Below are 25,899 nucleotides of genomic sequence, written 5' to 3'. Positions count from 1 at the left end.
TGTCAAGTACGGCACGTGCCGTGCCGCTAGGGTGAGGGCATGACCCATGCCCGTCGGAGCGGCCCCGACCTCACCCAGGCCATCATGCGAACCACGCTGGACCTGGGGCAGGAACTCGGCTACGCCAAGCTCAGCATCGAAGCGATCGCCGCGCGGGCCGGCGTCGGCAAGCACACCGTCTACCGCCGGTGGTCCTCCAAGGGCGCCCTGCTGCTCGACTCGGCGCTCTCCCTCAACCAGTCGGACCTGGACTACCCCGACACGGGCGACATCGCGGCGGACCTGCGGGCGCAGATCTACGCGACCGTCGATCTCCTGGGGACCCCGCCGCTCCGCTCCCTCTTCCAGGCGTTGGTGAGCGAGGCCCAGCACGACCCCGGCGTGGCCGCCGCGCTCAATGAGCGCTTCATCGCCCCGCAGGCCGACAGGACCGTCGCACGCCTCAAAGCGGCACAGGACCAGGGTCAGCTGGCCCCGGGCTTCGATCTGGACCTGGCGATGGCCATGCTCTCCGGTCCGCTGTACTTCCGCCTGCTGATCACACAGGAGCCACTGACGCACGCGTACATCGACCGGATTCTCGACGCGCTCTTCACCGGGATGGCGCCACGGCCGTGACCTGACGGGGCATGGGCGGCATCGCCCCAGACGCCCCTCTCCGCGAGGCCAGCCGCGAACGCCTACGCACAGTCGGGGACTTCGCGCGGCCGCGTCGCCCCCACCTCCGCCGCACCGTGCCGGGCCGACGTGGCTCACGTACGTCCGGCATCGCGTCGACCGAACCGGTTGGACGCGATGCCGGCGGACGACGACACCCTGGCATTCGCATACCCCCGAGGGGTATGCTGTTCCTCTCGCTGTCTTCCGTCGGCAGAAGCCGGTGGCCACACACACGGCAGGAAGGACCAGCCATGCCCGCGGTCGGCGCGCCCTCGAACGCCCGGACTCCCGCCTCCCTGACGCCCCGCAGCGCGCTCTCGTTGTTCACCGCTCTCGTGACGTCCGAGCCCGGTCGCGCTGCCGCTCGGTGCCTTGCGGGCTGCGCCCTGCGTGCCCTGCAGGGGCAACTGGAGCGTACGTCCGGAACGTCGACGCGCACCGCGTGCGGAGCCGGACACCGCCGGCTTCCGATCTGACCGTGCCGGTCACGGCCTCAGGTATCTCCGACGGAGTCGACGGAGTCCGGGGCCGTTCGATCGGGTCACGCGGCCGCGTCCCCGTGGAACCGGTCAGTCGAGCGCGCGCAGTGCCAGCCGCACGACTCCCGTGATCCCCCGTCCGATCCACCGGAGGACTCCCGTCTCCAACGCCGCCTCCGCGACATCCGCGGCCGTCTCCGCACGGTCCCGGCCCCGGCCGCACCGCGCGCAGGAACGGGGCCAACGTCGCTTCCGCGCACCGCACTTTCTGCATATTGCCATGCGCGCATTCTCCCCCGTCCAGGTCGGCGGGCCTGCCACGCCCCCGGTCGCGGACCCGTCCGGCCCGTCCCTGCGGACGGGGCCGTGTGCCCGCACCCGTACGAGCAGGCGACGCCCGCCCCGCCGGCGCACGGGGCGGGCACGCCCGACGAAGGCCGCTCAGACGCCGGAGTGCTTGAGGCTCTCGATGATGCGGGCGAATCCCTCGGCCCCGTGGCCGGCGTCCACCTGCCGCTGGATGAGGCGCTGGACCATGGCGACCGGTTCGGCGCTCACCCCCTCGTCGATGATCGCCCCGACGAGCAGGTCGAGGTTGGAGAACGTCAGACTCTGCTGGCCCGGGACCGTGTAGTCGCCGCCGTCGATGACCTCGGCGTACCCCGGGAGTTCGCCCGACATCGCGGTCAGCCACGGTGCGGCCATCGCCGCGAACCGGGTGGCCGGCACGCCCGCCGGGGCGAGCATGGCCGCGCCCTGCATGAATCCGGCGAACATCACGTACATCGCCGAGAGCAGGGCGAAGTCGTAGAGGGACGCCAGCCCGGCGTCCTCGCCGAAGTAGGTGCCGGCCGCCCACTGGTCGAAGAGTTCCGTGTGTTCCTCGAACACCTCGCGGGAACCGCTGTACAGGATCGAGGCCCCCGGCTGCCCGATCATGGACGGCACGGCCATGATGCCGCCGTCCAGGTAGGCGATCCCGGCGCGGGCGGCCCAGGCGGCCAGCTGCCTCGCCTGCTCGGGCTTGGTCGTGGTCAGGTTGACCACCTTCCGGCCGGCCAGGTCGTCCACGAGCGGGTCGAGCACCTCGTGCACCGAGTCGTGGTCGAAGAGGCAGACGATCACCAGCGGGCTCGCCCGGACGGCCTCGGCGGCGGAGGCGGCCTCGGTCGCGCCCCCGGCGACGAGGGCCTCCGCCTTGCCCGCCGAGCGGTTCCAGACCGTGGTCGGCACGCCGGACTTCACCAAGGCCCCGGCAAGCGCCCCACCCATCGCGCCGAGTCCGAGGACGGTCACGTCGGTGGCGTGGACCGTGGCGTGGATCTCGTTCATGTCGCTGTTCTCCCCTGTCGTGCGGAAGGCTCCGTTGATGCCTCAATCCTCTTCAGGGGCAGTAGAGTTGACCAGTACGGACTAATTAGTGCAGTACTCACCGGAAGGTAAGTACCCTCCGGGCGGGATGGAGGCGGTCATGGCGACAACGGCACGACGGGGCCCCTACTTCTGCGGGATCGACGCGGCCATGGACGTCGTCGCCGGGAAGTGGAAGTCCTTGATCATCTGGGAACTGCACGAGCACGGCACGCGCCGCTTCGCGGAGCTGCGGCGCGGGCTCCCGGGCGTCAGCGAGAAGATGCTCGTCCAGCACTTGCGGGAGATGGAGACGGACGGCCTCGTGCACCGGGAGGTGTACGCCGTGGTGCCGCCGAGAGTCGAGTACTCCCTCACGGAGCACGGCATCACCCTCAACACCGCCCTGGGGGCCCTGTCCCAGTGGGGGAAGGAGCGGATCCGGCGCATCGGCGCGGAGAAGGTCCCCGTGGGTCCGGCGACGTAACGGCTTCGGCCGGGGCCCCGCCCGCCGTCGCTACCGCTCGTCGAGCGCCAGGGCGACCTGGTCCATGACGTGCTGCCAGTGCGTCCGTTGCCGCTCGCGCTCCTCGGGGCCGGCCAGGTGTTCCTGGTGGAAGCGGAGCATCGTGCGGGTGCCGTCGGCCGCGGGGGCGAGGGCGACCTGCACCGTGGTGGTGCCGTGGGTGACGCGGATGCGGTCTCCGGGGCGGTAGCCGCGCACCTCGCCCGTCACGCCGTCGTCGGTGCGGTAGGGGGTGCCGCGTTCCGGAGCGAGGACCGCGCCGGGGCCGAGCCACAGGGCGAGGCCGTCGGCGCCGCTGACGAAGTCCCAGACGAGGGCCGGGGGCAGGGGCAGGGTGCGGGACACGCCGATCTGCCAGCCGCTGTTCTGGGTGAGTCCGGTGGGCATGAGGGTCATCCTTCCTCGGTGTGGCGGGCGCGCAGGGCCCTGACCTTGTGGCGGTTGCCGCAGTGCTCCATGGAGCACCAGCGGCGACGTCCGGGGCGTGAGGCGTCGACGTAGACGAGGTGGCAGTCGTCCGCCGCGCAGGTGCGGATGCGGTGCGCGAAGGGTCCCGTCAGCAGGTCGACGGCGTCCCGTGCGACGGTGGCCGCCAGTTGGGTGCCGGTGGCGGTTCCGGCCCACTGCCGCCGGCCGTCGGGGGTGATGGCCGGGGCCAGGGCCGGACGGGCGGCCGCCTCGTTGATGGTCCGGAGGTCGCGGGGCGGGTGGGGCTCGCCGTCGGTATGGGCGGTGACCACCCGGAGCAGCGCGTCGCGCAGCGTCCGCGTGTCGGCCACGTCCGCGTCGGAGATCGACAGGACCGGAGTCGGGGTCAGCCGGGACCTGTCCGCCCAGGCGGCCAGGTCCGCGGGTCCGTGCAGGACCTCGTACTGGCGGTAGGGCCCGGGGCCGCCGGTGGTCAGCAGTTCCAGGCACAGCGCACCGGGGTCGAAGCGATAGGCGGCACCGGAACGGGAGTGGAGCGTCAGGCCCGGGGTGGGCGAGGAATCCATGTAACCAGTATAAACGGTTACGCGGGAGAGTGCGGGGCGACCGAGGAGTTCCCCTTGCCCCCGCACGGACCGCCCCCGTACCGGCCGGAACGGGGGCGGCTCCCGTCCCGTCAGTCGCCCGACTGGATGTCCCCACGCGTCGAGGAGGTGATCGGCTCGCGCTGGGCGAAGTCGCCGGGAGGGATGCCCGGGTGGTGGTCGCCCTCCACGGGTTCCACGGCCGCGGCCGGGCCGAGGGCCAGGCGGGAGACGATGCGGTAGCGGTCGCCCCGGTAGAGGGAGTGCACGTACTCGACGGGGCGGCCGGTGGTGTCCGAGGTCAGCCGCTCGAAGAGGAGCGCCGGGGAGAGCTCCGGCACGTCCAGGAGGCGGGCCTCGGCCCGGGTCACCACGGTGGGTTCGATCGCCTGCACCGCCTCGTGGACGTGGACGTCGTGCCGTTCGCGCAGGTGCTGGTACAGGTCGCCGTTCTCCAGCTCGTCGGCGGAGAGGCCGGGCACGAGTTCTGCCCTGATGTGCAGGTGCTCGATGGCCATGGGCGCGCCGTCGACCAGCCGCAGCCGTGCCACGTACACGATGTCCGCGGCCGGTGACATGCGCAGCTTGCGGCCGACCCGGGCGCCGGCCTGGAGGGTGGTGAACTCCAGCAGCCGGCTCGACCAGGCCCCGGCCGCCTGCGGGACCGAGAGGGCGAGGTCCGCCGAGATCAGTTCCTGGGTGATCTTCTCCGGCGCGACGAACATGCCCCGGCCGTGCTCGCGCACGAGGAGGCCGGCGGCCACCAGTTCGTCGACCGCGGCGCGCAGGGTGGGGCGGGAGACTCCGAGCGTGGCGCAGAGGGACCGCTCCGAGGGGATGGCGTCGCCCGGACGCCGGGACTCGATCAGTTCCAGGATCGCATCACGGGCTCGCTCCCGCTTGAGCACCGTCCCCGACGCGTCGACGTCCATGCGCTGCCCCCTCCTCACGACGTACCCACTCGACTGTATGACCACTTGCCGACCAGCGACAGGATCAACTTAACCACTGGTCAGGCCAATTGTCACCGCAATCAGCACCCCGGCTGCCCGCGACTTCTTCGGCGAGATCCCCAAATCAACGCTGTACGCAGGGGGTTGACGCCCCCAGAGGTCTATGCCACCTTCATCCACCAACAAGAGGTGAGCTGTCCAGTGACCATCATTGGTCAAGTGGTCAGGTCCTGGTCTCCCCGAGGTGAACCGTGAAGTACCGCTTGCTTGCCGGTGTGTCCGCGTGCGTGCTGGCCGCCGCGCTCAGTGCCTGTGGCTCATCCGACGACTCGTCCGACGCGTCCGGCGGCGGCCGGACGACGATCGACGTCTGGCTGATGCGCGACAGCGTCTCGGCCGCGTTCCAGAAGGAGTTCGTGAAGGGCTTCGAGACCGCGCACCCGGACATCCGGGTCCGGATCCAGACCCAGGAGTGGGACGGCATCGGCGAGAAGGTCACGGCCGCGCTCGCCAGCAACGACGCGCCGGACGTCATCGAGACCGGCAACACCCAGGTCGCCCAGTTCGCGCAGAGCGGCGGTCTGGTCGACCTCAGCGACGAGGTGGACGAGCTGAACGGCAAGGACTGGCTCCGGGGCCTCGCCGAGCCGGGCGCGTACGAGGGCAAGCAGTACGGCATCCCCTTCTTCGCCGCCAACCGCGTGGTCGTCTACCGCACCGACCTCTTCGAGAAGGCCGGTATCGACGCGAAGGCGATCAAGACCCGCGACCAGTGGATCACCGCCACCGAGAAGCTCAACCGGGGCGGCACGCAGGGCATCTATCTGCCGGGCCAGATGTGGTACGCCCTGGCGGGCTTCGTCTGGGACGAGGGCGGCGACCTCGCCACCGAGTCCGGCGGCACCTGGAAGGGCGCCCTGGACACCCCGGAGGCGCTGCGCGGCATGGAGTTCTACGGAAAGCTCCAGGCGCTCGGCAAGGGGCCGAAGGACTCCGACGAGGACGACCCGCCGCAGGCCGATGTGATGGCGCAGGGCCGGACCGCCCAGGTCATCTCTCCCCCGGGCGGCGCCGGCATCGTCATCGAGAAGAACCCCGGCCTCAAGGGGAAGCTCGGCTTCTTCCCGATCCCCGGCAAGACCGCCGGCACCCCGGGTGCCGTGTTCACCGGCGGCTCCGATCTGGTGATTCCCACCGCGTCCGGCAAGCAGGAGGCCGCGCTCGCCTTCATCAAGGAACTCACCGGGGACACCTGGCAGAAGAAGCTCGCCGTCGCCATGAGTTATGTGCCGAACCGCACCTCGCTCGCCTCCTCGGTGGCCGACGACCCGGGCGCGGCCGCGATGGCGGTCGGCGCGGCGAACGGCCATGCCACGCCGAACACACCGGGCTGGGCCGCCGTCGAGGCGGAGAACCCGATCAAGGACTACATGGCGGCCGTGCTCACGGGCGCGGACCCGGCGAAGGAGGCCGCCAAGGCGTCCGCCGACATCACCCGGGCGATGAGCACCGACTCCTGACCCCTCCCGGCCCCGCCGCCCCGTCCACATCCATCCGCCCACCCGCCCATCCGTCCGAATCGTCGAGAGGAGGCGTGCCGTGTCGGTCATCCGGGAACGGACCGCACCCCCCAGTCCCCTGCGCCGGGCCGTTCCCGGCCTGTCCGGACCGCCGCCCCGCCGACGGCGGAGGTCCGGGGAACCGCGCGGCCTGCTGCCGTACGCCCTGATCGCACCGGCGGTCGGCGGCATGCTCTACCTGCTGGTCTATCCGCTGCTGCGGGCCGTGCTGATCTCGCTCCAGGACTTCCGGCTGCGGCAGCTGATCACGGGTGACGCCGAGTTCGTGGGGCTGCGCAACTACCGCACGCTGCTGTCGGATCCGCGGTTCTGGGAGGTGGTCCGGCGCACCTTCGTGTTCATGGCGGTCAACGTCGTCCTGATCATGGTGATCGCGACGCTGGTCGCCCTGATGACCGAGCGCCTGGGGCGGATCGCGCGGACGGTGGTGCTCGGTTCGCTGGTGCTGGCGTGGGCGATGCCGGTGATCGCGGCCACCACGGTCTTCCAGTGGCTGTTCCACTCCGAGTTCGGCATCGTCAACCATCTGCTGACCGGGGCGGGCCTCTCCTCGTTCGACCGCTATCCGTGGTTCGCGCACGGCACCACCGCCTTCGCCGTCCTGGTGCTGCTGATCGTGTGGCAGTCGGTGCCGTTCGCGGCGGTCACCGTCTACTCCGCGCTCACCACGGTCCCGGCCGAGCTGTACGAATCGGCGCGGCTGGACGGGGCGGGCGCCGTCCGGCTCTTCCGCTCGGTCACCTTTCCGGTCCTGCGGCCGATCTTCCTCCTGGTGTTCTCGCTGGAGGTGATCTGGACGTTCAAGGCGTTCGTCCAGATCTGGGTGATGACCCGGGGCGGTCCGGGCGACGCCACCACGATCCTGCCCGTGTACGCGGTGCAGACCGCGCTCGCCGGCCAGCGCTACGACCTGGGCTCGGCCGCCTCGATGGTCACCGTGGTCCTGATGTCCGGGGTGCTCGTCCTCTACTTCCGCCAGATGCTCCGCCAGGAGGGCGAGATCCGATGAGCCGTGCCCGTACCGCGCGCCTGCGGCGGATTCCGCTGAACGCTGCCGCGGCCCTGACCGTCCTGGTCTGTCTGTTCCCCGTCTACTGGATGATCTCCACCGCGTTCCGACCGGCCCGGGACATCCAGTCCTCCGACCCTCGGCTGTTCCCGCGCAGCTGGACGCTGGACCATTTCCGCACGGCCGTGCAGGCCGACGGCTTCGGGATGTTCTGGCGCAACAGCCTGCTGGTGACGGCCAGTTCGATTCTCCTGGCGCTGGTGGTCGCGCTCGCCTCGGCGTACGCGGTGGCCAGGCTGCGCTGGAAGGGTCGGCGGCAGTTCATGCTCATGGTGTTCATCGCGCAGATGGCGCCCTGGGAGTCACTGATCATCCCGGTCTACATCATCTCCCGGGACACGGACATGCTGGACCGGCTGCCCACCCTGACCCTCGTCTACTTCATGGTGACGCTGCCGTTCTCGGTGATCGTGCTGCGCGGCTTCATCGGGACCATTCCGCCGGAGCTGGAGGAGGCCGCGCAGGTCGACGGCTGCACCCGCACCGGTGCCTTCCGGAGGGTGGCGCTTCCGCTGCTCGCGCCGGGGCTGATGGCCACCTCGCTGTTCGGCTTCATCACCGCGTGGAACGAGTTCGCGTACGCCAACTTCCTGATCATCAAGCACCAGGACAGCCGCACGCTGCCGGTCTGGCTGTCGTCCTTCCAGAACACCTTCGGCACCGACTGGGGCGCCACGATGGCCGCCTCCACCCTGTTCGCCCTGCCCGCGCTGGTGGTCTTCCTGGTCCTCCAACGCCATGTCACCTCCGGCTTCGCGGCCGGCGCCGTCAAGGGCTGACCGACCCCCAGCTCCCCTTCCGGAGGCCCCGTATGCCCGCACCCCGCCCCGAACACACCCTCGTCCCCCGCCCGCGGAAGGTCTCCTCCCGCTCGGGCCGCTTCACCCTCACTCCGGACACCGGCATCCGCGCCCACCCGGGGGCGGAGGGCGCGGCCGACCTGCTGCGCACCCTGATCGGCCCGACCACCGGGCTGCCGCTCGCCCCCAGTGCCGCCGGCCGTGTGGTGCTCGCCCTCGAACCGCAGCTGAGCGGCCTCGGCGAGGAGGGGTACGGGCTCACGATCGGCCCGGACACGGTTCTGCTGCGGGCGGCCCGGCCGGCCGGGCTGCTGTGCGGCGTCCAGACGCTGCGCCAGCTCCTGCCCGCCGAAGCGCTCTCGCCGGGAGCCCGGAGCGGGGGTTCCTGGACTCTGCCGTGCGTGGAGATCAGCGATGTGCCGGCGCATCCGTGGCGCGGCACGATGCTCGATGTGGCCCGGCACTTCCAGCCGGTCTCCTATCTGCGTCGGTACGTGGACCTGATGGCGCTGCACAAGCTGAACACGCTGCATCTCCACCTCACCGACGACCAGGGCTGGCGGATGCCCGTCGCCGCCTACCCGAAGCTCACCGGGATCGGCGGCCACCGGACGCAGTCGATGGCCGGTCCCCCGGGCGGGCCCTTCGAGCGCTTCGACGGCGTCCCGCACGCGGGGGCGTACACCACGCGGGAGTTGCGGGGCCTCGTCCGGTACGCGGAGGCGCGGGGTGTACGGGTGGTCCCGGAGATCGAGATGCCGGGCCACGTACGCGCGGCCCTGGCGGCCCATCCGGAGCTGGGCAACGATCCGTCGCGGCGGCTGGGGGTGTGGACCCGGTGGGGCGTGTGCGACACGGTGTTCGGGGTCCACGAGGAGGTCTTCGACTTCTGCCGGACGGTGCTGGACGAGGTCATGGACGTCTTCCCGTCGCCGTACATCCACGTCGGCGGGGACGAGTGCCCGACGACCGAGTGGGAGAACAGCCCGGCGGCCCGGGAGCGGGCCGCGGCCGAGGGGCTGCCGGACGCGCGGGCGCTGCACGGCTGGTTCATGGGACGGATCGGGGCGTTCGTGACCGCGCGGGGACGCGTCCCGGTCGGCTGGGCGGAGACCGGCACCGAACTCCCCCGGGACTTCGCCGTGATGACCTGGCGTGATCCGGCCCATGCCCGCGCCGCCGCCCGCCGCGGCCACCGGGTGGTCGCCGCGCACTACCGGGCCACCTACCTCGACTACGCGGAGTCCGCCGATCCCGCGGAGCCCCGCGCCCAGCCGGGTCCTCCGGTGGAGCTGCGCACGGTGCACGGCGACCGTGCGCTGACCGACGGCTGGGAGCCCGCCGAGACGGCGCGGCTGCTGGGGACGCAGGCCCAGTTGTGGACGGAGTACGCGCGCACCCCGGACCGGATCGAGTACCGCACGTATCCGAGGCTGTGCGCCCTCGCGGACCGTGCCTGGTCCGGCGGCCGTGACGGCTGGCCCGGCTTCCTCGCCCGCCTGGACCACCACACGGCCCGGCTCGACGCGCTCGGCGTCCGCTACCGCCCCCTGATCCCCCGGCCGCTCACCACGGCATCCCCAGGAACAGCGCCGCCCCCGTGACCGCACATCCCACCAGGAACAGCGCCCTCCGAAGACGCACTCCCCCACGACCGTTCCGGAGAGGAACAGACTCATGACGTCATTCGTGAAGAGCCGGCTGCGCGCCGCCGCCGCGGCGGCCGCCACCGCGGCTCTGGGCTGTACGGCCCTGGCCGCCGTCCCCACGACGGCGAGCGCCGCCGGCGAGCCGATCGCGGTCCAGTACCGCAGCGGTGCGTCCGGTGCGACGGCCGACCAGAGCGAGCCCTGGCTGAAGGTACGCAACACCGGCAGCGGGTCCGTGCGGCTCAGCGACGTGCGGATCCGCTACTACTTCAAGGGCGACGCGGTGGGCGAGGTCTACCGGTTCGCCTGCTCCTGGGCGGTGAAGGGCTGCGCGAACGTCACGGGGACGTTCGGCACGCTCGCGAAGCCGACCGCCACCGCCGACCGCTATCTGGAGATCGGCTTCACGGCGGGCGCGGGTTCGCTGGCGCCGGGTGCCGACTCCGGTGATCTGCAACTGCGGTTCCACCGGGCGAACTGGCAGCCGCTGGCGCAGAGCGACGACTACTCCTTCGGCGCCGGCGCGACCACGTACACCGACTGGTCGAAGGTGACCGCGCAGCTCGACGGCGCCACGGTCTGGGGTACGGCTCCGGAGGGCAACGACCCCACCGACCCGACGGACCCGACCGACCCCACGGACCCGGGTGAGGACGGGCCGACGCTGTTCGACGACTTCAACTACACCGGCCACACCGACCCGCAGATCGCGGCACACGGCTGGAGCGTCCGTTCCAACGCCGGCGGGCCCGGCGTGCCCGGGGCCACCTGGGCGCCGGACAAGGTCACGTTCGCCACGCAGAGCGGCAACTCCGTCATGAACCTGGAGACGTCGACGGCGGGCACCGGCGAGTCCACGAAGCAGACCGAGATCCTGACCCAGTCGATGAAGTTCCGCAACGGCACCTACGCGGCGCGCGTCAAATTCGACGACGCGCCGAAGTCGGGCCCGGACGGCGACCACCTCGTCCAGACGTTCTTCACCATCAACGACCTCAAGGCTCCGATGGCGGACGACTACGCGGAGTACGACTTCGAGTACCTGCCCAACGGCGGCTGGGGCGAGAGCGGCAACATCCTCTACACGACCTCCTGGGAGACGTACCGGCCCGACCCGTGGGAGGCCGTCAACCAGCACACCGAGTCCCGTCAGAGCTACGCCGGCTGGCACGACCTGGTGGTGACCATCGACGACAGCGCGATCACGTACTACATCGACGGACAGCTCTTCGGCACACACGGAGCGGCCTACCTTCCGGAACGCGGCATGTCGATCAACTTCAACCAGTGGCTGATCGATCTGGCCGGGCAGACGAGCACCACGCCCCGCGCGTACGACCAGCAGGTGGACTACGTCCTGCACGTCAAGGACCAGGTCCTCACTCCGGCGCAGGTGAACGCCAGGGTGGCCGCGTTCCGCACGGCCGGGACGACGTTCCAGGACACGGTTCCGGCCGGGTGACCCGGTAGCGGGAGCGAGCGGGCGGGGCGGACGGCCGACGGGCTTCCGCCCCCCTTCCCGCTTGCCATTCCTAGGGCTCCTCGTCTATACCTAGGGCTCCTAGGAAATGGGGAGGGCGCATGGTGCGGGCCGGGCTGACGGCGGACCGGGTGACGAGGGCCGGTGCCGAACTCGCGGACGAGGCCGGCCTCGATCAGGTGACCATGTCTCAGGTGGCGCGGCGGCTCGGGGTGAAGGACGCGAGTCTCTACACGCATGTGCGGGGACTCGACGATCTGCGGGGCAGGATCGCCCTGCTGGCGGCGGACGAGAAGACGATCCGCATCGCGGAGGCGACCGCCGGACGTTCGGGCAGGGACGCGCTGGTGGCCTTCGCGAACGCCTGGCGGGAGTACGCCCACGCGCATCCCGGCCGTTACACGGCGACCCAGACCCCGATGGAGATCGACCCCGGTCTCCTGGCGGAGGCTCCCGGACCGCGACGCGCGGTGGAGCTGACCTACGGCATGCTGCGCGGCTACGGGCTGGCCGAACCCGACGCGACCGACGCGGTCAGGCTGCTCCGCAGCACGTTCCACGGCTTCGTCGCCCTGGAGGCGGCCGGCGGGTTCGCGCACCGGCGCTCGCCCGAGCAGTCCTGGGTCCGCGCTCTCGACGCCCTTCACACCCTGTTGGAACACTGGCCCGCATCCCGGGAAGGAACGTCCTCATGACCGGCCCGACCACCGGAAGCCTGCGGGTGAACGGAGCGATCCTGCACTACGAGGTACGCGGGCGCGGCCCGCTCCTGCTCCTGGTCCCCGGCGGCACGGGCGGCGCGGCCTCGATGGACGCCGTCGCCGACACCCTGGCCGCCGCGTACACGGTGGCGACGTACGACCCGCGCGGCATGTCCCGCAGCACCTTGGACGACCCCGAAGCCGAACAGCGGGTGACCGAACACGCCGACGACGCCTACCGGTTGCTGAATCGGCTGTCGCCCGACGAACCCGCCCGGGTCTTCGGCGCCAGCTCGGGCGCCATCGTCGCCGTACACCTCCTCACCGCCCACCCCGAACGCGTCGCACGCGTCGTCGCGCACGAACCTCCGCTGGTGGAGGTCCTGCCGGACGCCGCCCGGCATCGCGCGCTCGTCGCCCGCGTGCAGGACACCTTCCGCACACAGGGGCTCATGCCCGCCATGGCCGTCTTCGCCGCGGGTCTCGCCGGGGACGGTGACACCACCACGCCCGAGGCCGGGCCCAGGCTCCCGCCGCAGGCGGCCGCGCGAGCCGAGCAGACACTGGCAGACTTGCCGTACTTCGTCGGACGCGTCGTCCCCGCGTTCATGTCGTACACCCCGGACCTCGATCGCCTGGCCGCCCTCTCCGACCGGCTCGTGCTCGCCTGCGGCCAGGAGTCGCGCGGCGAGCTGACCTACCGTCCGGCCGCCTTCCTGGCCGAGCGCCTGGGCACCGAACTCCAGCACTGTCCGGGCGGCCACACGGGGCTGACCACGCATCCCGGGGAGTTCGGGGAGATCCTGGCGAAGGCATTCCGGGGCTGACGGTCGGACTGCGGGTGAGCGTACGGGCCCTGACAGCCGCCCAACTCCCCGTCGTGGCAGCCTGGGCCCCAGCCGCGGACGAGAGTACGAACACCTGATACGCCGTCATGCCGTCGCCGACCGTGCTGCTGAGCCGGGTCACCTCCGAGCCGGCGAAACGAGCCGATACTCCGGACGCTCTCTGAGCCTCGGCCCGGCTTCCCCTCCACCGGGCCGATCCCCTCCTGCGTGCCTGGCGAAGTCGCCTCCCATCCGCGAGCGCGTCGGCTACGAAGAACAGGCGAAACGCACTCAGGTTTCCAGGGCCGGACCGCCCCATGGGGTGGCCCGGTCCCGTCACAGCGACGGCACAAGGACCGGCATGCAATGGACGCCCCGCCCTCCGACGGCCACCCCGGGCCGCCACTTCGTTCTCTCGCCACGGCCGGAGCCCCACAGGTGAACCAACCGATCCCCCTCAGCGACGACCGGTCCCACGGGTCTTCCGGTCGCGATCTCGTCGATGTCATGCAGAAGGTGGCCCATGGTGACAAGGAGGCCTTCTCCGTTCTCTACGACGCTCTCGCACCGTTGGTGTTCGGGATCGTGGTCAAGGTGGTGCGCGACCGTTCCCAGTCCGAGGAGGTCGCCCAGGAGGTCATGATCGACCTGTGGCGGCAGGCGGCGCGCTACCGGCCGGGGGCCGGCTCCGTCGTGACGTGGGCGGCCACGATCGCGCATCGGCGGGCCGTGGACCGGGTTCGCTCCGCGCAGGCCGCCACGGCCCGCGAGCACGCTCAGGCGGCCCGCGAGCACGCGACCGCGTTCGACGAGGTGGCGGAGCAGGTCGAGACACGTCTGGAGTCGGAGCAGGTACGCCGCTGTCTGCGGGGCCTGACCGAACTTCAGCACCAGGCGGTGACGCTGGCCTACTACCAGGGGCTGACCTACCGTGAGGTCGCCGAAACGCTGCGCGCTCCGCTTCCGACCATCAAGACACGCATGCGGGACGGGCTCATCCGGCTCCGCGACTGCATGGGGGTGACCACATGAAGCACCACGCCACCGACGCCCACACCCTCGCGGCCGCCTACGCTCTCGGCGCGCTCGACGACGGGGAGCGGAGAACCTTCGCCAGCCATCTGCGGGGCTGTGAGCCCTGCCGGCAGGAAGCCGTCGAGTTCGAGGCGACCGCGGCCCGTCTGGCGGCGGCCGTGTCCCAGCCGCCGCCCGCCGCGGCCAAGGCACGGGTCATGGCGGCCGTCGACGGAGTCCGGCAGCTGCCGCCGCGCGTGGCCGCCCCCGCTTCCGCGGGGCCCTCGCTCCGCAGGCTGCTGAGCCGCCGCGCCGTCCCCCTGGCGCTGGCCGCCTGCGTGGCAGCCGCCGCGCTCGGCGGGGTAGCCGTCTGGCAGCTGAGGAACGGACAGGACCTCAGGGACCGGGCCCGCCAGTCCCAGCGGCAGCTCGACACGGTGACCGCGCTCCTCGCGGCCCCCGACGCGCGAACCGTCCACGGGCGGACCGAGAACGGTGCGCTGACCACCGTGGTCTCCTCCGACCGGCAGAACAGGGCGGTCTTCACGGCCGCCGGTCTCCCCGCGCCCGGCCCCGGGAAGACCTACCAACTGTGGCTCGACCACGACGGCACGATGCGTCCCGCAGGTCTCATCGACCACGACGGCACCGTCGTCCTCGCCGGGAACCCGGCCGACGCCGGTGCCGTCGGGCTCACCCTCGAACCCGCCGGGGGCTCACCCAGGCCCACCACCGATCCCCTGCTCCTGATGCCCCTTTCCGCCTGACCGCCCCGGCCGCCGCGGCCTTCCGCGGTTGCGCGCACGGGGCAGCGCACCGACGTCCGCGCGGTCTCCCCGAGAACCGGGGAGACCGTCGGTCGCCGTCCGCCCTGCCGGCGGGCACCCGGACGGCGGCCGCTTCCACCGGCGCGACGCGTTCCTCGGTTCGCCCGGCTCTGCCCGACCGCAGCCGCCGCACCGCTTCGAATCTCCTCCAATCCGGCCGCCGCACCGCTGCGAAGTACAGATGAAGCGCGGCAGCCGGGCGGCGTGTGGAGTGAGGAGCACCTGGAGTGGACGTACGGAAAGTGGCCGTGGTGGGAAGCGGAGTCGCGGGCCTGACCGCGGCCTACGTCCTGGCGTCCTCGTACGAGGTCACCCTGTACGAGGCGGACCACCGGCTCGGCGGTCACGCCCACACGCATGAACTGCCGGGCCCCGGCGGGGACATGGTGGGGGTGGACTCGGGGTTCATCGTCCACAACGAACGGACGTACCCCACGCTGCTGCGGCTGTTGCGTGAACTGGGCATCAGCACGCAGGACGCCGAGATGAGCATGTCGGTGCGGTGCGACGGCTGCGGTCTGGAGTACGCGGGGGCGCGGGGACCGGCCGCGCTGTTCGCTTCGCGGGCCGCGCTGAGGGGCCGCCATCTGCGGCTGCTCGCCGAGGTACCGGTCTTCCACCGCGGTGCCCGGCGTGTCCTGGCGCGGGGAGCCGACGCGGACCTCACGTTCGGGGACTTCCTGCGGGCAGGCGGCTTCTCCCGCTACTTCGTCGGCCATTTCGCTCTGCCGCTGGTCGCCGCGGTGTGGTCCTGCCCGGCGCGAACGGCACTGGCCTATCCGGCCGCGTATCTGTTCGCGTTCCTCCACCATCACGGTCTGCTGTCCGTGACCGGCTCCCCGCGGTGGAGGACCGTCACCGGCGGCTCCGCCGCGTACGTCACCGCCGCCGCGAAACGCGTCCAGCGCGTCCACACCTCCAGCCCCGTCGGCACGGTCCGGCGCACCGGCCGGGGCGCCCTGGTCACCGCCGCGAACAGGGGCACGGACGCGTTCGACGGCGTCGTCATCGCCACCCACCCCGATCAGGCGCTGCGCCTGCTGGGCGACCCCACGCAGGAGGAGCGGCGGGTGCTGGGCGCGTTCAGGTATGCGCGCAACCCCACGGTGCTGCACACCGACACCACCGTGCTGCCGCGCTCGCCGCGGGCCCGTGCCTGTTGGAACTACCGGATGTCCGGCTGTGACCCGTCCGCGGAGCCGGTACGCGTCAGTTACGACATGCGGCGCCTCCAGCGGCTGCCCGACGGGGCCGACTACGTCGTCACCCTGGGCGGGGAGGACGGGATCGGCGCCGACCGGGTGGTGGAGCGGATGGTGTACGAGCACCCGGTGTACACGTCCGCGTCCGTCGCGGCCCAGAAGCTGCTGCCCCGCCTGAACGACGGGATCACCGCCTACGCGGGGGCCTGGCACGGCTGGGGATTCCACGAGGACGGCTGCCGCTCCGGTGTCGCTGCCGCCCGCTCCCTGGGAGCGCGGTGGTGACCGGGGCCGAGGAGCCCGTGGCGGCGTTGTACGACTGCGTGATCTCGCACACCCGCACGACGCCGCTGCGGCGCACGTTCCGGCACCGCACCTATCTGTGGTGTGTGGACCTGGACCGGCTGCCGGTGCTGCCCCGGCCGGTGCGACCGCTCGCCCGGTTCGACGCCCGCGACCATTTCGGCGGGACGTCCGGCACGATCCGCTCGGGGCTCGACGCCTGCCTCGCCGCCCACGGCATCGACCTGGACGGCGGGCGCGTCACGATGCTGGCGCATGCCCGGGTGTTCGGGTTCGTCTTCAATCCGCTGAGTGTGTTCTGGTGCCACGACCGGTCCGGCGTCCTGGTGTGTGTCGTGGCGGAGGTCCACAACACCTACGGGCAGCGCCACTGTTACCTGCTGCGCCCGGACGGTTCCGGTGCGGCGGAGGCCGACAAGGCGTTCTACGTCTCGCCGTTCCTCGCGGTCGAGGGCCGCTACCGGATGCGGTTGCCGCTGCCCGGGGAACGGCTGCGCCTGGCCGTGCACCTCGACCAGGCGCACGGGCGGGTGTTCACCGCCGTCGTCCGGGGCCGCCGACGCCCCGCCACCGTGCCCGCCCTCCTGTCCGCCGCCGTCCGCAGACCGTGGTCGACCGCCGCCGTCCGGACCGGTATCGGCCGCCACGGCATCGCCCTGCTGCTGCGCGGCCTGCCCGTACATCCCCGCCCACGGTCCACCCCGCAGAAGGGAACGCCCTCGTGACCCAGCACTCCCCCGCATCCTCGGGTCCCGCCGGGCCGTCCCGTCGCGCCGTCGGAGTCCCCGCGCCGAACGGGTCCGGTCGGCGGACGTCATCGGCGTCCGGCACCCGTCGCGGCGCGCCCGCCGTACGCCGTGCCGAAGTCGACGCGGAGCGCTGGCCGGACGTGGCGCGGGAGCCGTCCGCGGGGCCCGTGCGGACGGTGGTGGCCCGCGCGCTCGTGGGACGGGCCCTGGACCGGCTCGGGCTCGCCGCGCCCGGGGCCGGAGCCACCGGCCGGCTGCTGACGGTCCATGACCCGGACGCCTTCCACCGGCGGATCGCCCGCGACGGCCTCATCGGCTTCGGCGAGTCCTACATGGCCGGGGAATGGGACAGCGACGACCTGGCCGGAGCGCTGACCGTGCTCGCGGGCCACGCCGACACGCTGGTCCCGGCCCCGCTGCGGCGGCTGCGCCGCCTGTGGGTCTCCGCCCGGCCGGCCGCCGACCGCAACACGCGCGCCGGGGCCCGCGCGAACATCCGGCGCCACTACGACCTGTCGAACGACCTGTTCGCCGCCTTTCTCGATCCCACCCTGTCCTACTCCTCCGCCCTCTTCGCCGCCTTCCCGGCCCGCGCCGCCGATCTCGCGGAAGCGCAGCACCGCAAGATCGACCGGCTCCTGGACCTCGCCGGGGTCGGCGACGGGACCCGGCTGCTGGAGATCGGCACCGGCTGGGGCGAACTCGCCCTGCGGGCCGCCGCCCGAGGAGCCGGGGTCACCACCCTGACCCTCTCCGCCGAACAGGCCGGCCTCGCCCGTGCCAGGATCGCCGCCGCCGGGCTCGCCGACCGGGTCGACGTGCAACTGCGCGACTACCGCGACGCCGAGGGCCGCTTCGACGCGGTGGTGAGCGTGGAGATGATCGAGGCCGTCGGCGCGGAGTACTGGCCGTCCTACTTCGCGGCGCTGCGCCGTGCCCTGGCCCCCGGCGGCAGGATCGCCCTGCAGTCCATCACCATGGGCCACGAGCAGATGCTGCGCACCGCCGCCACGCACACCTTCATCAGCAAGTACGTGTTCCCCGGCGGCCTGATCCCCTCCCGCCGGGCCCTCGCCGAGCACTCCGAGGGTGCCGGGCTGACGACGGCCGCCGACCACGGCTTCGGCGTGCACTACGCGGAAACCCTCCGGCTGTGGCGCGAGCGGTTCACCGCCGCCCGGCCCACCCTCGCCGCGCTCGGCTTCGACACCGTCTTCCAGCGGATGTGGACGTTCTACCTCGCCTACTCGGAAGCCGGATTCCGCTCCGGCTACCTCGACGTGCGCCACCTGCTCCTCATCGAAGGGACCCCCCGTTGAAGCACGCCGCCGATTCCCTCGCCCGCCTGATCGGCCACGTAGTCCCGGGCCCCCTCCCCGTACGCGTGCACGCCTGGGACGGCAGCCGGTCCGGCCCCTCGGACGCCCCGCTCGTCACGGTCCGCTCCCCCGACGCGCTGCGTCGGCTGGTCCGGCGGCCCGGTGAACTCGGCCTCGCCGAGGCGTACATCGCGGGCGACCTCGATGTCGAGGGGGACCTCGCCGACGCCCTGTCACGGGCCGGCCGGACCGTCCGCGACCGGCCCGCCACGCGCCTCCGGCCGACCGGTCTGGCGGCGGCCGCCGCCCTCGCCGTGCGTCTCGGCGCGATCGGGCCGCCCCCGCCCCGCCCCGGCGGGCGGGCCCGCCCGACCGGCCCGCTGCACAGCGCCTCCCGCGACCGGGCCGCCATCAGCCACCACTACGACCTGTCCAACGACTTCTACGCGCTCCTCCTCGACCCGTCCATGGCGTACTCCTGCGCCTACTGGACCCGCCCCGGCGATCCCGCGTACACCCTCGCCGACGCCCAGCGTGACAAACTCGAACTGATCTGCCGCAAGCTGGCCCTGCGCGCCGGGGACCGACTGCTCGACGTGGGCTGCGGCTGGGGTTCGCTCACCGTGCACGCCGCCCGCGAGCACCGGGTGCGCGTCACCGCCGTCACGCTCTCGCGGGCCCAGCGCGACTTCGTCGCCGAGCGGGCCGCGCGCGAAGGGGTGGCCGATCTGGTGGACGTCACCCTCCGGCACTGGCGGCACGTGGACGGCGCGGGCTACGACGCGGCGGCCGCCGTCGAGATGGGCGAGCACGTCGGCGCCGCGGAGTACCCCGCGTTCGCCGCGAAGCTCCACGGCGTGCTGCGCCCCGAGGGCCGGCTGCTGGTCCAGCAGATGTCCCGAGGCGCCCACGCCCCCGGCGGAGGGGCCTTCATCGAGACGTACATCGTCCCCGACATGCACATGCGCCCAGTCGGCCGGACCGTGGACCTGCTGGAGGACGCGGGGCTCGAAGTCCGCTCCGCGGAATCCCTCCGCGAGCACTACACCACCACGATCGACGCCTGGCGCACCGCCCTCGAAGACCGCTGGGACGAGGTCCGGGCACTGGTCGGGGAGACCACCGGCCGGGTGTGGCGCCTCTACCTGGCCGGGGCCTCGCTGGCCTTCGCCGAACGCCGTATGGGCGTCGACCAGATCCTCGCCGTGCGCCCGACCCGTGAGGGGGCTTCCGCCATGCCGGCCACCCCCGTCACCTGGTACGCCGCACGGGGTGCGGAGTGACCGGTACCGACTGGGGTGCCCTCGGCCTCAATCTCGTCTGCTGCGCGGTCGCGATGGGCCTGATGTTCCTCGTGACCTTCGCCGTGGCCGTCCGCCGGGGGCTGCACCGCGTCGTCGACATCGCCTGGGGTCTCGCCTTCGCCGTCGTCGCCGCCGTCACATGGCTGCTCTCCGCCGGGCACGGCGACGACGGGCGGCGGCTGCTCGTCGCCGCGGCCACCGCGGTCTGGGGGCTGCGCCTGGCCGCGCACATCGCGCGGCGCTCGCGAGGCCACGGTGAGGACCCGCGCTACAGCGCCCTCCTCGACAAGGCCCGGGGCAACCGGACCCTGTACGCGCTGCGCACCGTCCACCTCACGCAGGCGGCCCTGGTGTGGGTGATCTCCCTGCCCGTCCAGGCCGCCTCCTACAGCTCCCGTCCCCTGGGCGTCCCGGCCCTCTGCGGGATCGCGCTGTGGGCCCTCGGACTCGGGTTCGAGGCCGTCGGGGACCACCAACTGGCCCGTTTCAAAAGGAATCCCGCCCACCGGGGACGCATCATGGACCGGGGTCTGTGGGCCTGGACGAGGCACCCCAACTACTTCGGCGACAGCCTCGTGTGGTGGGGGCTGTACCTGCTGGCGTGCACCGCCTGGCAACCTGCTCTCATGGTCCTTGTCTCCCCGGTCCTGATGACCCTTCTGCTGACCGTCGGCAGCGGCAAACGCCTCCTGGAGAAGCACATGGCCGATCGTCCCGGCTACGCGGAGTACGCCGCACGAACCAGCGGCTTCTTTCCGCGGCCCCCGCGCAGAGCCGCGCCGGCCGGGCGGACGGGCACCGGATGAGCCGGCACCCGTCCGACGGTGTACGGGAACACCGCGCCCTCGTGCTCTCCAGGCCGCCGGGCCCGGCCGCGCCCGGGGCGGTCCTCCTCCTGCACGGGGGCCGCGCCGACTCCCTCGCACCACCGCCTCCGCTCAACCTGCCGGGTCTGCGGATGCGCCCGTTCGCCCGTGCGATGGACCGGGACGCCCGCCTCGCGGGCGTGCTGATCGCCTCCGTCCGCTACCGGATGCGCGGCTGGAACGGGCAGCGGGCCGATCCCGTCCTGGACACCCGGCGCGCCCTGGAGGAACTGCGCCGTGCTGCCGGACCGCTGCCCGTGGTCCTCGTCGGGCATTCCATGGGCGCCCGAGCGGCGCTGCGTGCCGCCGACGAGCCCCAGGTACGGGGCGTTGTCGCCCTCGCCCCGTGGTGCCCGCCGGACGAGCCGGCCGGGCATCTGACGGACCGTACGGTCATGGCCCTCCATGACGAGGCCGACCGGATCACCTCGGCCGCGCAGACCTGGGACTGTCTCGCCCGCGCCCGTACGGCTGGTGCCCGTGTCCGGGGCATCCGCATGCCCCGCGGCCGCCACGCCATGATCCGCGACGCCCGCCTCTGGCACCGGCTCACCACGGACTGTGTCGCGACGATCCTCGGGATCCCGGCAGCGGAAGGCAGCACCCCGTACGAGGAGGCCCCCTGGGGTGCCGAACCGGTCGACGCCCATGACGTCCTTCTTCCCGGCCGGTGATGCCCGCGCCAGCACCGGACCCTACGGGTTTCGGCCAAGATCCCGGATCGATGGGGAACTACTCCACATCCTCGCTAGTTTCTACATTGTTGTAGAAACCAGTTCGGTGGAACACCGCATCCGGAGGAACGCTCGTGGCCCTGTGGGACCGCATCAAGGAATCCGCGTCAACCATGCAGACGCAGTTGGTGGCGAAGAAGAACGATCTGAAGTCCGGCGCCTTCCGTGACGCGTCGATGGCGATGTGCGCCCTGGTGGCCGCGGCCGACGGCACCGTCGACCCGTCCGAGCGGCGCCGGGTCGCCCAGTTGATCACGAGTAACGAGGTGTTGCAGAACTTCGACGCCACCGACCTGCAGCGGCGGTTCGACGCCAACCTCGACAGGCTCCTCTCCGACTTCGACTTCGGCAAGGTGAGCGTCCTGCAAGAGGTCGCCAAGGCGAAGAAGAAGGAGAACGAGGCACGCGCGGTCATCCAGATCGGCATCGTCATCGGCGGCGCCGACGGCGACTTCGACCAGCAGGAGCGAGCGGTCGTGCGCGAGGCCTGTCTGATGCTGGGCGTGGCGCCGCACGAGTTCGATCTGTAGGCGCTGCGCGGGAAGGGCCCCGGACCGGCAGGTCGAACGCCGGCCGTTCCGGGGCTCGTTCACATCGGTGTCGCCGCGCGGAGCACCGCCAGCAGGGTGATGGTGGAATTCGCCGACGACAGGGCCGACAGGACGGTGCCCGCGCCCGCCGTCCATGAGGCGATGCCCACACCGGTGAAGAGCGGGGGCCAGCTCCGGGCGACCGGGGCCGGCGCGAGCAGGGCGGACATCCGCCGGGGCACCTGGCCCGGTGCCGCCATCGCGGGAAGCACCGCGGCGGCGCCCACCGGCGGGAAGAGCGCGGCCCTGCCGATGGCCCGCGCCACGACGGTCCGGTCGCCCAGCACGCGAGCGGCGTCCTCGTCCGCCCATCGCTCCGTCGTGAACGAGACGGCCGTGCACAGCGGGCGCAGGAACGGGTTGCAGCGGGCGGCCAGCCGCGCCGCGAGCACGTATCGGTGGTGGTGGCCGGTGAGGTGCGCCCGCTCGTGGGCGAACAGCGCGCGCCGTTCGCGGGGTTCGAGCGCGCCGAGCAGTCCCGTGGTCACGACGATGCGCCCCGCGGTCCGGCCCGGGAGGGCGTGCGCGTAGGGGCGCTCGTCGGGAAGCACCACCACGGCGGTGGGGCGCAGATGTGCCAGGGCCCGGTGCGCACGCCGTCGTACCCGGCAGTCACGCGAAACGACCCTCGCGCTGCCCAGGAGGGCGAACAGGAGAACGGGGATGGCGGCGATGCCCACGGCTTCGTCGTGCGGGATCACGGCCCGTACCGCGGGCGACGACCAGCCGTCCGGCAGCGGGTTCCCCGGCAGCTGGGCCGTACCGGCCACCACCAGAAGGGCGAGGCACAGCGTGGAGCATGCCGCCATCACGACCCCCACACCGGTGAGCAGGCGGGTGGCGGTCCGCGGGTGCAGCCGCACCGACGCGAGGTGGGCGACCGGCCAGGCAGTCACGGGAAGGACCAGCGGAAGGAGCACGAACACGCCCACCGGCTCAGCCCGTCCCCGTCTCGTCGCCCGTGCGCCGCAGGAGTTCGCGGACGGTCCGCTCGTCGGACTCGGAGAGCGACACCAGGAAACTCGCCAGCACGGCATCCCGGTCGGGCTCGCTGTCCAGCACCCTGCGCATCTTCATCGCGGCAAGTCCCGCCCCGTCGGCCGCCGGTGACCACCGGAAGGAGCGCCCGCTGCGGACGCGGGTGACCACCTGCTTGCCGAGCAGGCGGGCGAGGATGGTCACGACGGTGGTGTGGGCGAGGTCCCCGGGGACGCGTTCGCGGATCCAGCCCGCCGTGACGGGCTCCCCCGCTTCGTGCAGCAGGTCGAGTATCTGCGCTTCCAGCTGTCCGTGCCGGCGCCGTGAGGGACGGGGCGAGGGGGGCGACACGATGGGGCCTCCTGCACGATGACTGCCCGTACGCGATGGCGCACCAGGGGCGGGAACGCGTCATCGTATCCAATGCCGGGACGGCCGCCGGTTGGGCTCCACCCTCGACGGCGGGGCGCGACCGCCGGAAGACCGCCGGACGCGGCCGGTCGGCGCGCGCGCCACGGCAGGGGCGGGCAACGGGCAGCGCCATGGGCAGGGACCGCCTCCCGCACCGGGAACGGTAAAGGCACAGCAAAAGACGCTCGTCAAGGGCCCGTACCGGCACACCCGACAGCACCTTTCGGCCTTTCGCGCAGCGCGATGCCGTCAAGCGCTCGAAGCGGGGTCGCAGCGCCCTATGCTCTACACAGTTGTAGAAAGTGGGGGTCGGTGACGACGCTCCCGCGCTCTCCACGTCCTTCTCTTCCCACCTCGCACGCACATCAAGGGAGTGAACGCCTCGATGGTGTTCAAACGACTGCTCGGCTCGCTCGGCGTGGGCGGCCCCACGGTCGACACCGTGCTCACTCCGGGAGCCACGACTCCCGGAGGCAGCCTCTCCGGCCACGTCCATCTCCGCGGCGGCAGCGCCGACTTCGACGTCGACCACATCGCCCTGGAACTCGTCGCCCGTGTCGAAGCGGAGCACGACGACGGCGAGAGTCAGGGCGTCGTCGCGTTCGACCGGTTCACCGTCGGCGGAGGCTTCCGTCTGCCCGCCGGTGCCGAGCAGAGCCTGCCGTTCACCGTGCGCCTTCCGTGGGAGACCCCCCTCACCGAGCTGTACGGCCAGGGTCTCGGCATCGTCCTGGGAGTGCGCACCGAGCTCTCGGTCGCCGGCGCCCGCGACAAGGGCGACCTCGACCAGCTCGCGGTCGCGCCGCTCCCCGCCCAGGAGGCGATCCTCGAAGCCTTCGGCCGGCTCGGCTTCGGCTTCAGGTCCGCTGACCTGGAATACGGCCGCATCGGTGGCACCGGACAGCAACTCCCCTTCTACCAGGAGCTGGAGCTGACGCCCGCCCCCCAGTACGCCCACGCGGTGAACGAGATCGAGGTCACCTTCCTCGCCACCCCCGGCGGCATGGAAGTCGTCCTCGAAGCGGACAAGCGCGGCGGCCTCTTCACCGAGGGCCACGACGCCCTCACGCGGTTCACCGTCGGCCACGACGGCGTTCAGCACCAGGACTGGACCACGCTCGTCGACGGGTGGGTGCGGCAACTCGTCGAACACCGCACGGCCTACGACGGCCACTCCTCCCACAACACGGTCCACACCGCGCACGGCCACCACGGCGACCCCTACGCCGACCACCCTCACCACGACGGCGGCCCCCGCTCCGGCCCCGGCCTCGGCACCGCCGTCGCGGTCGGCGCGGCAGGCCTCGCCGTCGGTGTCGTCGGCGGCCTGGTCGCCGCCGAGGCCGTCGACGAGATCGGCGACTTCTTCGAGGGCGACGACGAGGACGAGGGCGGGGAGGACTGACCGTGTTCGGAATCAGCGAGATGGCGATCGTCCTGATCGTCGTCGTCGTGGTGCTCGGCGCGAAGAAGCTGCCGGGACTGGTCCGGTCCGCGGGCTCGTCGGCCCGTATCTTCAAGGCGGAGGCCAAGGCACTCAGGAACGAGGACGACCGAGCCGACGGAGCGCCCGCCCCGCCTCGCGTCATCAAGGGCGAGACGGTCTCCCCGCGTGACACCGGGCAGGGCCCCTCGCCTCAGTAGCCCACCGAGGTTGTCGGGCAGCAAGGGGTCTCCGTCGTGACGGACGCGTACCGGTGCTCATAAGCCGTTACGACGGTTGAGCAGCGGGTCCGCGAACGGCATCATCGCGACATGGGAAAGGACATCTGGGGCTTCATCGAGTGCCACCGTGATTACAGAAACCATGAAGCGGACTCGTTCTGGCACGCCGTCATCGACCTGGACCATCTGAAGGTGCCGAGGAACTATGACGCATTCGGCTCGCTGTTCGGCGTCTGCGACAACGAGCAGTTTTCGCCATTGGCCCCCCTCCGTGGACTTCCTGCCGACGCCTCGGACCGCGTTCTTGACGGCCATAGGACCACGGCCGGGCGAAGCGCGAGCTGGGTCAGTTGGGCGGAGCTGGAGCGGGCCGACTGGGATGAGGAGTCCAACGAACCGGATGCCTACATCCGCGAGTACCGTCGGAATCCGCAAGGCGACTGGCAATTCCTCCGGCGGCACTACTCCGCCCCTCTGCAATTCATCGATCTCTGCGGGCAGCCGGCTCACATCGCAGTCCGGCCCGGTGAGCACTTCCCCGAGGGCTCCCGGTGGATCGATAGAGATCAGATGTTCCGAGTTGAGCGCCTCCGGCGCCGCGACACCGTGCCCGACGACGAGTGGGGTCCTGTCTGGGCGGTCATGCGGACGCTTGCCGGGCTGCACGGCAACGACGGGGTCAGACTGGTGGTCTGGTTCGACGACTGACTCACCCCACGGCGCGGTCGTTCTCACCAATCGCCAAGTCGATCACCTGCCCAACCGGGTCGACCCCGTCGAGCGGGGCGGCCTCCCGGCCGCCTTCCACGCCGCGCCCCGGTTGCCGGCACCTGCCCGGAAACCCCGGCTT

General features: G+C 72.0%; 27 protein-coding genes. 21 read left to right on the top strand and 6 right to left on the bottom strand.

The annotated features are described in order from the left end of the window. Positions 1 to 39: 39 nt before the first annotated feature. A complete protein-coding gene (locus tag ACZ4FH_RS31960) occupies positions 40 to 618 on the top strand; it encodes a TetR/AcrR family transcriptional regulator (RefSeq protein ID WP_467309269.1) in 579 nt (192 codons plus the stop codon). A 962-nt stretch (positions 619 to 1,580) separates the two neighbouring features. On the opposite strand, the gene ACZ4FH_RS31955 is transcribed toward ACZ4FH_RS31960, so the two are convergent. Then, positions 1,581 to 2,471, bottom strand: a complete 891-nt coding sequence (locus tag ACZ4FH_RS31955; RefSeq protein ID WP_467309268.1) for an imine reductase family protein — start codon at positions 2,469 to 2,471, stop codon at positions 1,581 to 1,583. Between the two features lie 139 nt (positions 2,472 to 2,610). On the opposite strand from ACZ4FH_RS31955, the gene ACZ4FH_RS31950 reads away from it, so the two are divergent. Beyond that, the gene (locus ACZ4FH_RS31950; RefSeq protein ID WP_467309267.1) at positions 2,611 to 2,976 is read left to right on the top strand and encodes a winged helix-turn-helix transcriptional regulator; all 366 of its coding nucleotides are present in this window, start codon (positions 2,611 to 2,613) and stop codon (positions 2,974 to 2,976) included. 30 nt (positions 2,977 to 3,006) lie between these two features. On the opposite strand, the gene ACZ4FH_RS31945 is transcribed toward ACZ4FH_RS31950, so the two are convergent. From ACZ4FH_RS31945 to ACZ4FH_RS31935, 3 genes are all read right to left on the bottom strand, one after another. Beyond that, positions 3,007 to 3,402, bottom strand: coding sequence for an SRPBCC family protein (locus ACZ4FH_RS31945; protein ID WP_467309266.1), 396 nt, complete (start codon positions 3,400 to 3,402; stop codon positions 3,007 to 3,009). Positions 3,403 to 3,407: 5 nt separating this feature from the next. After that, positions 3,408 to 4,010, bottom strand: a complete 603-nt coding sequence (locus ACZ4FH_RS31940) for a CGNR zinc finger domain-containing protein (RefSeq protein WP_467309265.1) — start codon at positions 4,008 to 4,010, stop codon at positions 3,408 to 3,410. A 110-nt stretch (positions 4,011 to 4,120) separates the two neighbouring features. After that, positions 4,121 to 4,960 carry a GntR family transcriptional regulator gene (locus ACZ4FH_RS31935; RefSeq protein ID WP_467309264.1) on the bottom strand — a complete coding sequence of 280 codons (840 nt, stop codon included), beginning with the start codon at positions 4,958 to 4,960 and terminating at the stop codon, positions 4,121 to 4,123. 272 nt (positions 4,961 to 5,232) lie between these two features. Between ACZ4FH_RS31935 and ACZ4FH_RS31930 the strand changes: the two genes are divergently transcribed. The 16 genes from ACZ4FH_RS31930 (at position 5,233) to ACZ4FH_RS31855 (ending at position 21,935) form a co-directional block, all read left to right on the top strand. Next, entirely contained in the window at positions 5,233 to 6,501 is a 1,269-nt protein-coding gene (locus tag ACZ4FH_RS31930) for an extracellular solute-binding protein (protein WP_467309263.1), read from the top strand. A gap of 79 nt (positions 6,502 to 6,580) precedes the next feature. Further along, the gene (locus ACZ4FH_RS31925) at positions 6,581 to 7,570 is read left to right on the top strand and encodes a carbohydrate ABC transporter permease (protein WP_467309262.1); all 990 of its coding nucleotides are present in this window, start codon (positions 6,581 to 6,583) and stop codon (positions 7,568 to 7,570) included. Beyond that, positions 7,567 to 8,409, top strand: a complete 843-nt coding sequence (locus ACZ4FH_RS31920; protein ID WP_467309261.1) for a carbohydrate ABC transporter permease — start codon at positions 7,567 to 7,569, stop codon at positions 8,407 to 8,409. Before ACZ4FH_RS31925 ends, ACZ4FH_RS31920 begins: the two co-directional genes overlap by 4 nt. A gap of 32 nt (positions 8,410 to 8,441) precedes the next feature. Further along, on the top strand, positions 8,442 to 10,034 hold the full coding sequence (locus ACZ4FH_RS31915; RefSeq protein ID WP_467309260.1) for a beta-N-acetylhexosaminidase: 1,593 nt from the start codon (positions 8,442 to 8,444) through the stop codon (positions 10,032 to 10,034). A gap of 73 nt (positions 10,035 to 10,107) precedes the next feature. Beyond that, entirely contained in the window at positions 10,108 to 11,541 is a 1,434-nt protein-coding gene (locus tag ACZ4FH_RS31910; RefSeq protein ID WP_467309259.1) for a cellulose binding domain-containing protein, read from the top strand. A 119-nt stretch (positions 11,542 to 11,660) separates the two neighbouring features. Further along, entirely contained in the window at positions 11,661 to 12,254 is a 594-nt protein-coding gene (locus tag ACZ4FH_RS31905) for a TetR/AcrR family transcriptional regulator (RefSeq protein WP_467309258.1), read from the top strand. Further along, positions 12,251 to 13,087: an alpha/beta fold hydrolase gene (locus ACZ4FH_RS31900; protein ID WP_467309257.1), complete on the top strand. Its 837-nt coding sequence runs from the start codon at positions 12,251 to 12,253 to the stop codon at positions 13,085 to 13,087. Before ACZ4FH_RS31905 ends, ACZ4FH_RS31900 begins: the two co-directional genes overlap by 4 nt. Positions 13,088 to 13,525: 438 nt before the next feature. Then, complete coding sequence (gene sigK, locus ACZ4FH_RS31895) at positions 13,526 to 14,119, top strand: ECF RNA polymerase sigma factor SigK (RefSeq protein WP_467309256.1); 594 nt, start codon at positions 13,526 to 13,528, stop codon at positions 14,117 to 14,119. Next, a complete protein-coding gene (locus ACZ4FH_RS31890; protein WP_467309255.1) occupies positions 14,116 to 14,868 on the top strand; it encodes an anti-sigma factor in 753 nt (250 codons plus the stop codon). Before sigK ends, ACZ4FH_RS31890 begins: the two co-directional genes overlap by 4 nt. 287 nt (positions 14,869 to 15,155) lie before the next feature. After that, positions 15,156 to 16,415 (top strand): NAD(P)/FAD-dependent oxidoreductase, encoded by a 1,260-nt coding sequence (locus ACZ4FH_RS31885; RefSeq protein ID WP_467309254.1) that lies wholly within the window; start codon positions 15,156 to 15,158, stop codon positions 16,413 to 16,415. After that, positions 16,412 to 17,158: a DUF1365 domain-containing protein gene (locus ACZ4FH_RS31880; protein WP_467309253.1), complete on the top strand. Its 747-nt coding sequence runs from the start codon at positions 16,412 to 16,414 to the stop codon at positions 17,156 to 17,158. The genes ACZ4FH_RS31885 and ACZ4FH_RS31880 overlap by 4 nt, the downstream gene beginning before the upstream one ends. Before the next feature lie 164 nt (positions 17,159 to 17,322). Then, on the top strand, positions 17,323 to 18,501 hold the full coding sequence (locus tag ACZ4FH_RS31875; protein WP_467309252.1) for a class I SAM-dependent methyltransferase: 1,179 nt from the start codon (positions 17,323 to 17,325) through the stop codon (positions 18,499 to 18,501). Beyond that, positions 18,498 to 19,784 (top strand): class I SAM-dependent methyltransferase, encoded by a 1,287-nt coding sequence (locus tag ACZ4FH_RS31870; protein WP_467309251.1) that lies wholly within the window; start codon positions 18,498 to 18,500, stop codon positions 19,782 to 19,784. Before ACZ4FH_RS31875 ends, ACZ4FH_RS31870 begins: the two co-directional genes overlap by 4 nt. Beyond that, the gene (locus tag ACZ4FH_RS31865; protein ID WP_467309250.1) at positions 19,781 to 20,611 is read left to right on the top strand and encodes a DUF1295 domain-containing protein; all 831 of its coding nucleotides are present in this window, start codon (positions 19,781 to 19,783) and stop codon (positions 20,609 to 20,611) included. Before ACZ4FH_RS31870 ends, ACZ4FH_RS31865 begins: the two co-directional genes overlap by 4 nt. Continuing rightward, on the top strand, positions 20,608 to 21,345 hold the full coding sequence (locus ACZ4FH_RS31860; RefSeq protein WP_467309249.1) for an alpha/beta hydrolase: 738 nt from the start codon (positions 20,608 to 20,610) through the stop codon (positions 21,343 to 21,345). Before ACZ4FH_RS31865 ends, ACZ4FH_RS31860 begins: the two co-directional genes overlap by 4 nt. A gap of 134 nt (positions 21,346 to 21,479) precedes the next feature. Then, on the top strand, positions 21,480 to 21,935 hold the full coding sequence (locus tag ACZ4FH_RS31855; protein ID WP_467309248.1) for a tellurite resistance TerB family protein: 456 nt from the start codon (positions 21,480 to 21,482) through the stop codon (positions 21,933 to 21,935). Between the two features lie 59 nt (positions 21,936 to 21,994). On the opposite strand, the gene ACZ4FH_RS31850 is transcribed toward ACZ4FH_RS31855, so the two are convergent. Then, positions 21,995 to 22,927 carry a M56 family metallopeptidase gene (locus ACZ4FH_RS31850; RefSeq protein WP_467309247.1) on the bottom strand — a complete coding sequence of 311 codons (933 nt, stop codon included), beginning with the start codon at positions 22,925 to 22,927 and terminating at the stop codon, positions 21,995 to 21,997. A 4-nt stretch (positions 22,928 to 22,931) separates the two neighbouring features. Next, on the bottom strand, positions 22,932 to 23,324 hold the full coding sequence (locus ACZ4FH_RS31845) for a BlaI/MecI/CopY family transcriptional regulator (protein WP_467309246.1): 393 nt from the start codon (positions 23,322 to 23,324) through the stop codon (positions 22,932 to 22,934). Between the two features lie 445 nt (positions 23,325 to 23,769). On the opposite strand from ACZ4FH_RS31845, the gene ACZ4FH_RS31840 reads away from it, so the two are divergent. From ACZ4FH_RS31840 to ACZ4FH_RS31830, 3 genes are all read left to right on the top strand, one after another. Then, positions 23,770 to 24,789: a sporulation protein gene (locus ACZ4FH_RS31840; RefSeq protein ID WP_467309245.1), complete on the top strand. Its 1,020-nt coding sequence runs from the start codon at positions 23,770 to 23,772 to the stop codon at positions 24,787 to 24,789. A 2-nt stretch (positions 24,790 to 24,791) separates the two neighbouring features. Beyond that, the gene (locus tag ACZ4FH_RS31835) at positions 24,792 to 25,028 is read left to right on the top strand and encodes a twin-arginine translocase TatA/TatE family subunit (protein WP_467309244.1); all 237 of its coding nucleotides are present in this window, start codon (positions 24,792 to 24,794) and stop codon (positions 25,026 to 25,028) included. Between the two features lie 111 nt (positions 25,029 to 25,139). After that, on the top strand, positions 25,140 to 25,757 hold the full coding sequence (locus ACZ4FH_RS31830; protein WP_467309243.1) for a hypothetical protein: 618 nt from the start codon (positions 25,140 to 25,142) through the stop codon (positions 25,755 to 25,757). Positions 25,758 to 25,899: the final 142 nt, after the last annotated feature.

It is taken from the genome of Streptomyces sp. NPDC024555 (assembly GCF_055559335.1).
Note: the sequence above shows the minus strand (reverse complement) of the source record. Positions and strands in the feature narration are given on the sequence as shown.

Coding starts and splice junctions, on each gene's coding strand:
- ACZ4FH_RS31935 (WP_467309264.1), bottom strand. CDS start 4,960: ATGGACGTCGACGCGTCGGGGACGGTGCTCAAGCGGGAGCGAGCCCGT.
- ACZ4FH_RS31905 (WP_467309258.1), top strand. CDS start 11,661: ATGGTGCGGGCCGGGCTGACGGCGGACCGGGTGACGAGGGCCGGTGCC.
- ACZ4FH_RS31955 (WP_467309268.1), bottom strand. CDS start 2,471: ATGAACGAGATCCACGCCACGGTCCACGCCACCGACGTGACCGTCCTC.
- ACZ4FH_RS31840 (WP_467309245.1), top strand. CDS start 23,770: ATGGTGTTCAAACGACTGCTCGGCTCGCTCGGCGTGGGCGGCCCCACG.
- ACZ4FH_RS31945 (WP_467309266.1), bottom strand. CDS start 3,402: ATGCCCACCGGACTCACCCAGAACAGCGGCTGGCAGATCGGCGTGTCC.
- ACZ4FH_RS31860 (WP_467309249.1), top strand. CDS start 20,608: ATGAGCCGGCACCCGTCCGACGGTGTACGGGAACACCGCGCCCTCGTG.
- ACZ4FH_RS31915 (WP_467309260.1), top strand. CDS start 8,442: ATGCCCGCACCCCGCCCCGAACACACCCTCGTCCCCCGCCCGCGGAAG.
- ACZ4FH_RS31960 (WP_467309269.1), top strand. CDS start 40: ATGACCCATGCCCGTCGGAGCGGCCCCGACCTCACCCAGGCCATCATG.
- ACZ4FH_RS31920 (WP_467309261.1), top strand. CDS start 7,567: ATGAGCCGTGCCCGTACCGCGCGCCTGCGGCGGATTCCGCTGAACGCT.
- ACZ4FH_RS31910 (WP_467309259.1), top strand. CDS start 10,108: ATGACGTCATTCGTGAAGAGCCGGCTGCGCGCCGCCGCCGCGGCGGCC.
- ACZ4FH_RS31890 (WP_467309255.1), top strand. CDS start 14,116: ATGAAGCACCACGCCACCGACGCCCACACCCTCGCGGCCGCCTACGCT.
- ACZ4FH_RS31900 (WP_467309257.1), top strand. CDS start 12,251: ATGACCGGCCCGACCACCGGAAGCCTGCGGGTGAACGGAGCGATCCTG.
- ACZ4FH_RS31830 (WP_467309243.1), top strand. CDS start 25,140: ATGGGAAAGGACATCTGGGGCTTCATCGAGTGCCACCGTGATTACAGA.
- ACZ4FH_RS31940 (WP_467309265.1), bottom strand. CDS start 4,010: ATGGATTCCTCGCCCACCCCGGGCCTGACGCTCCACTCCCGTTCCGGT.
- ACZ4FH_RS31950 (WP_467309267.1), top strand. CDS start 2,611: ATGGCGACAACGGCACGACGGGGCCCCTACTTCTGCGGGATCGACGCG.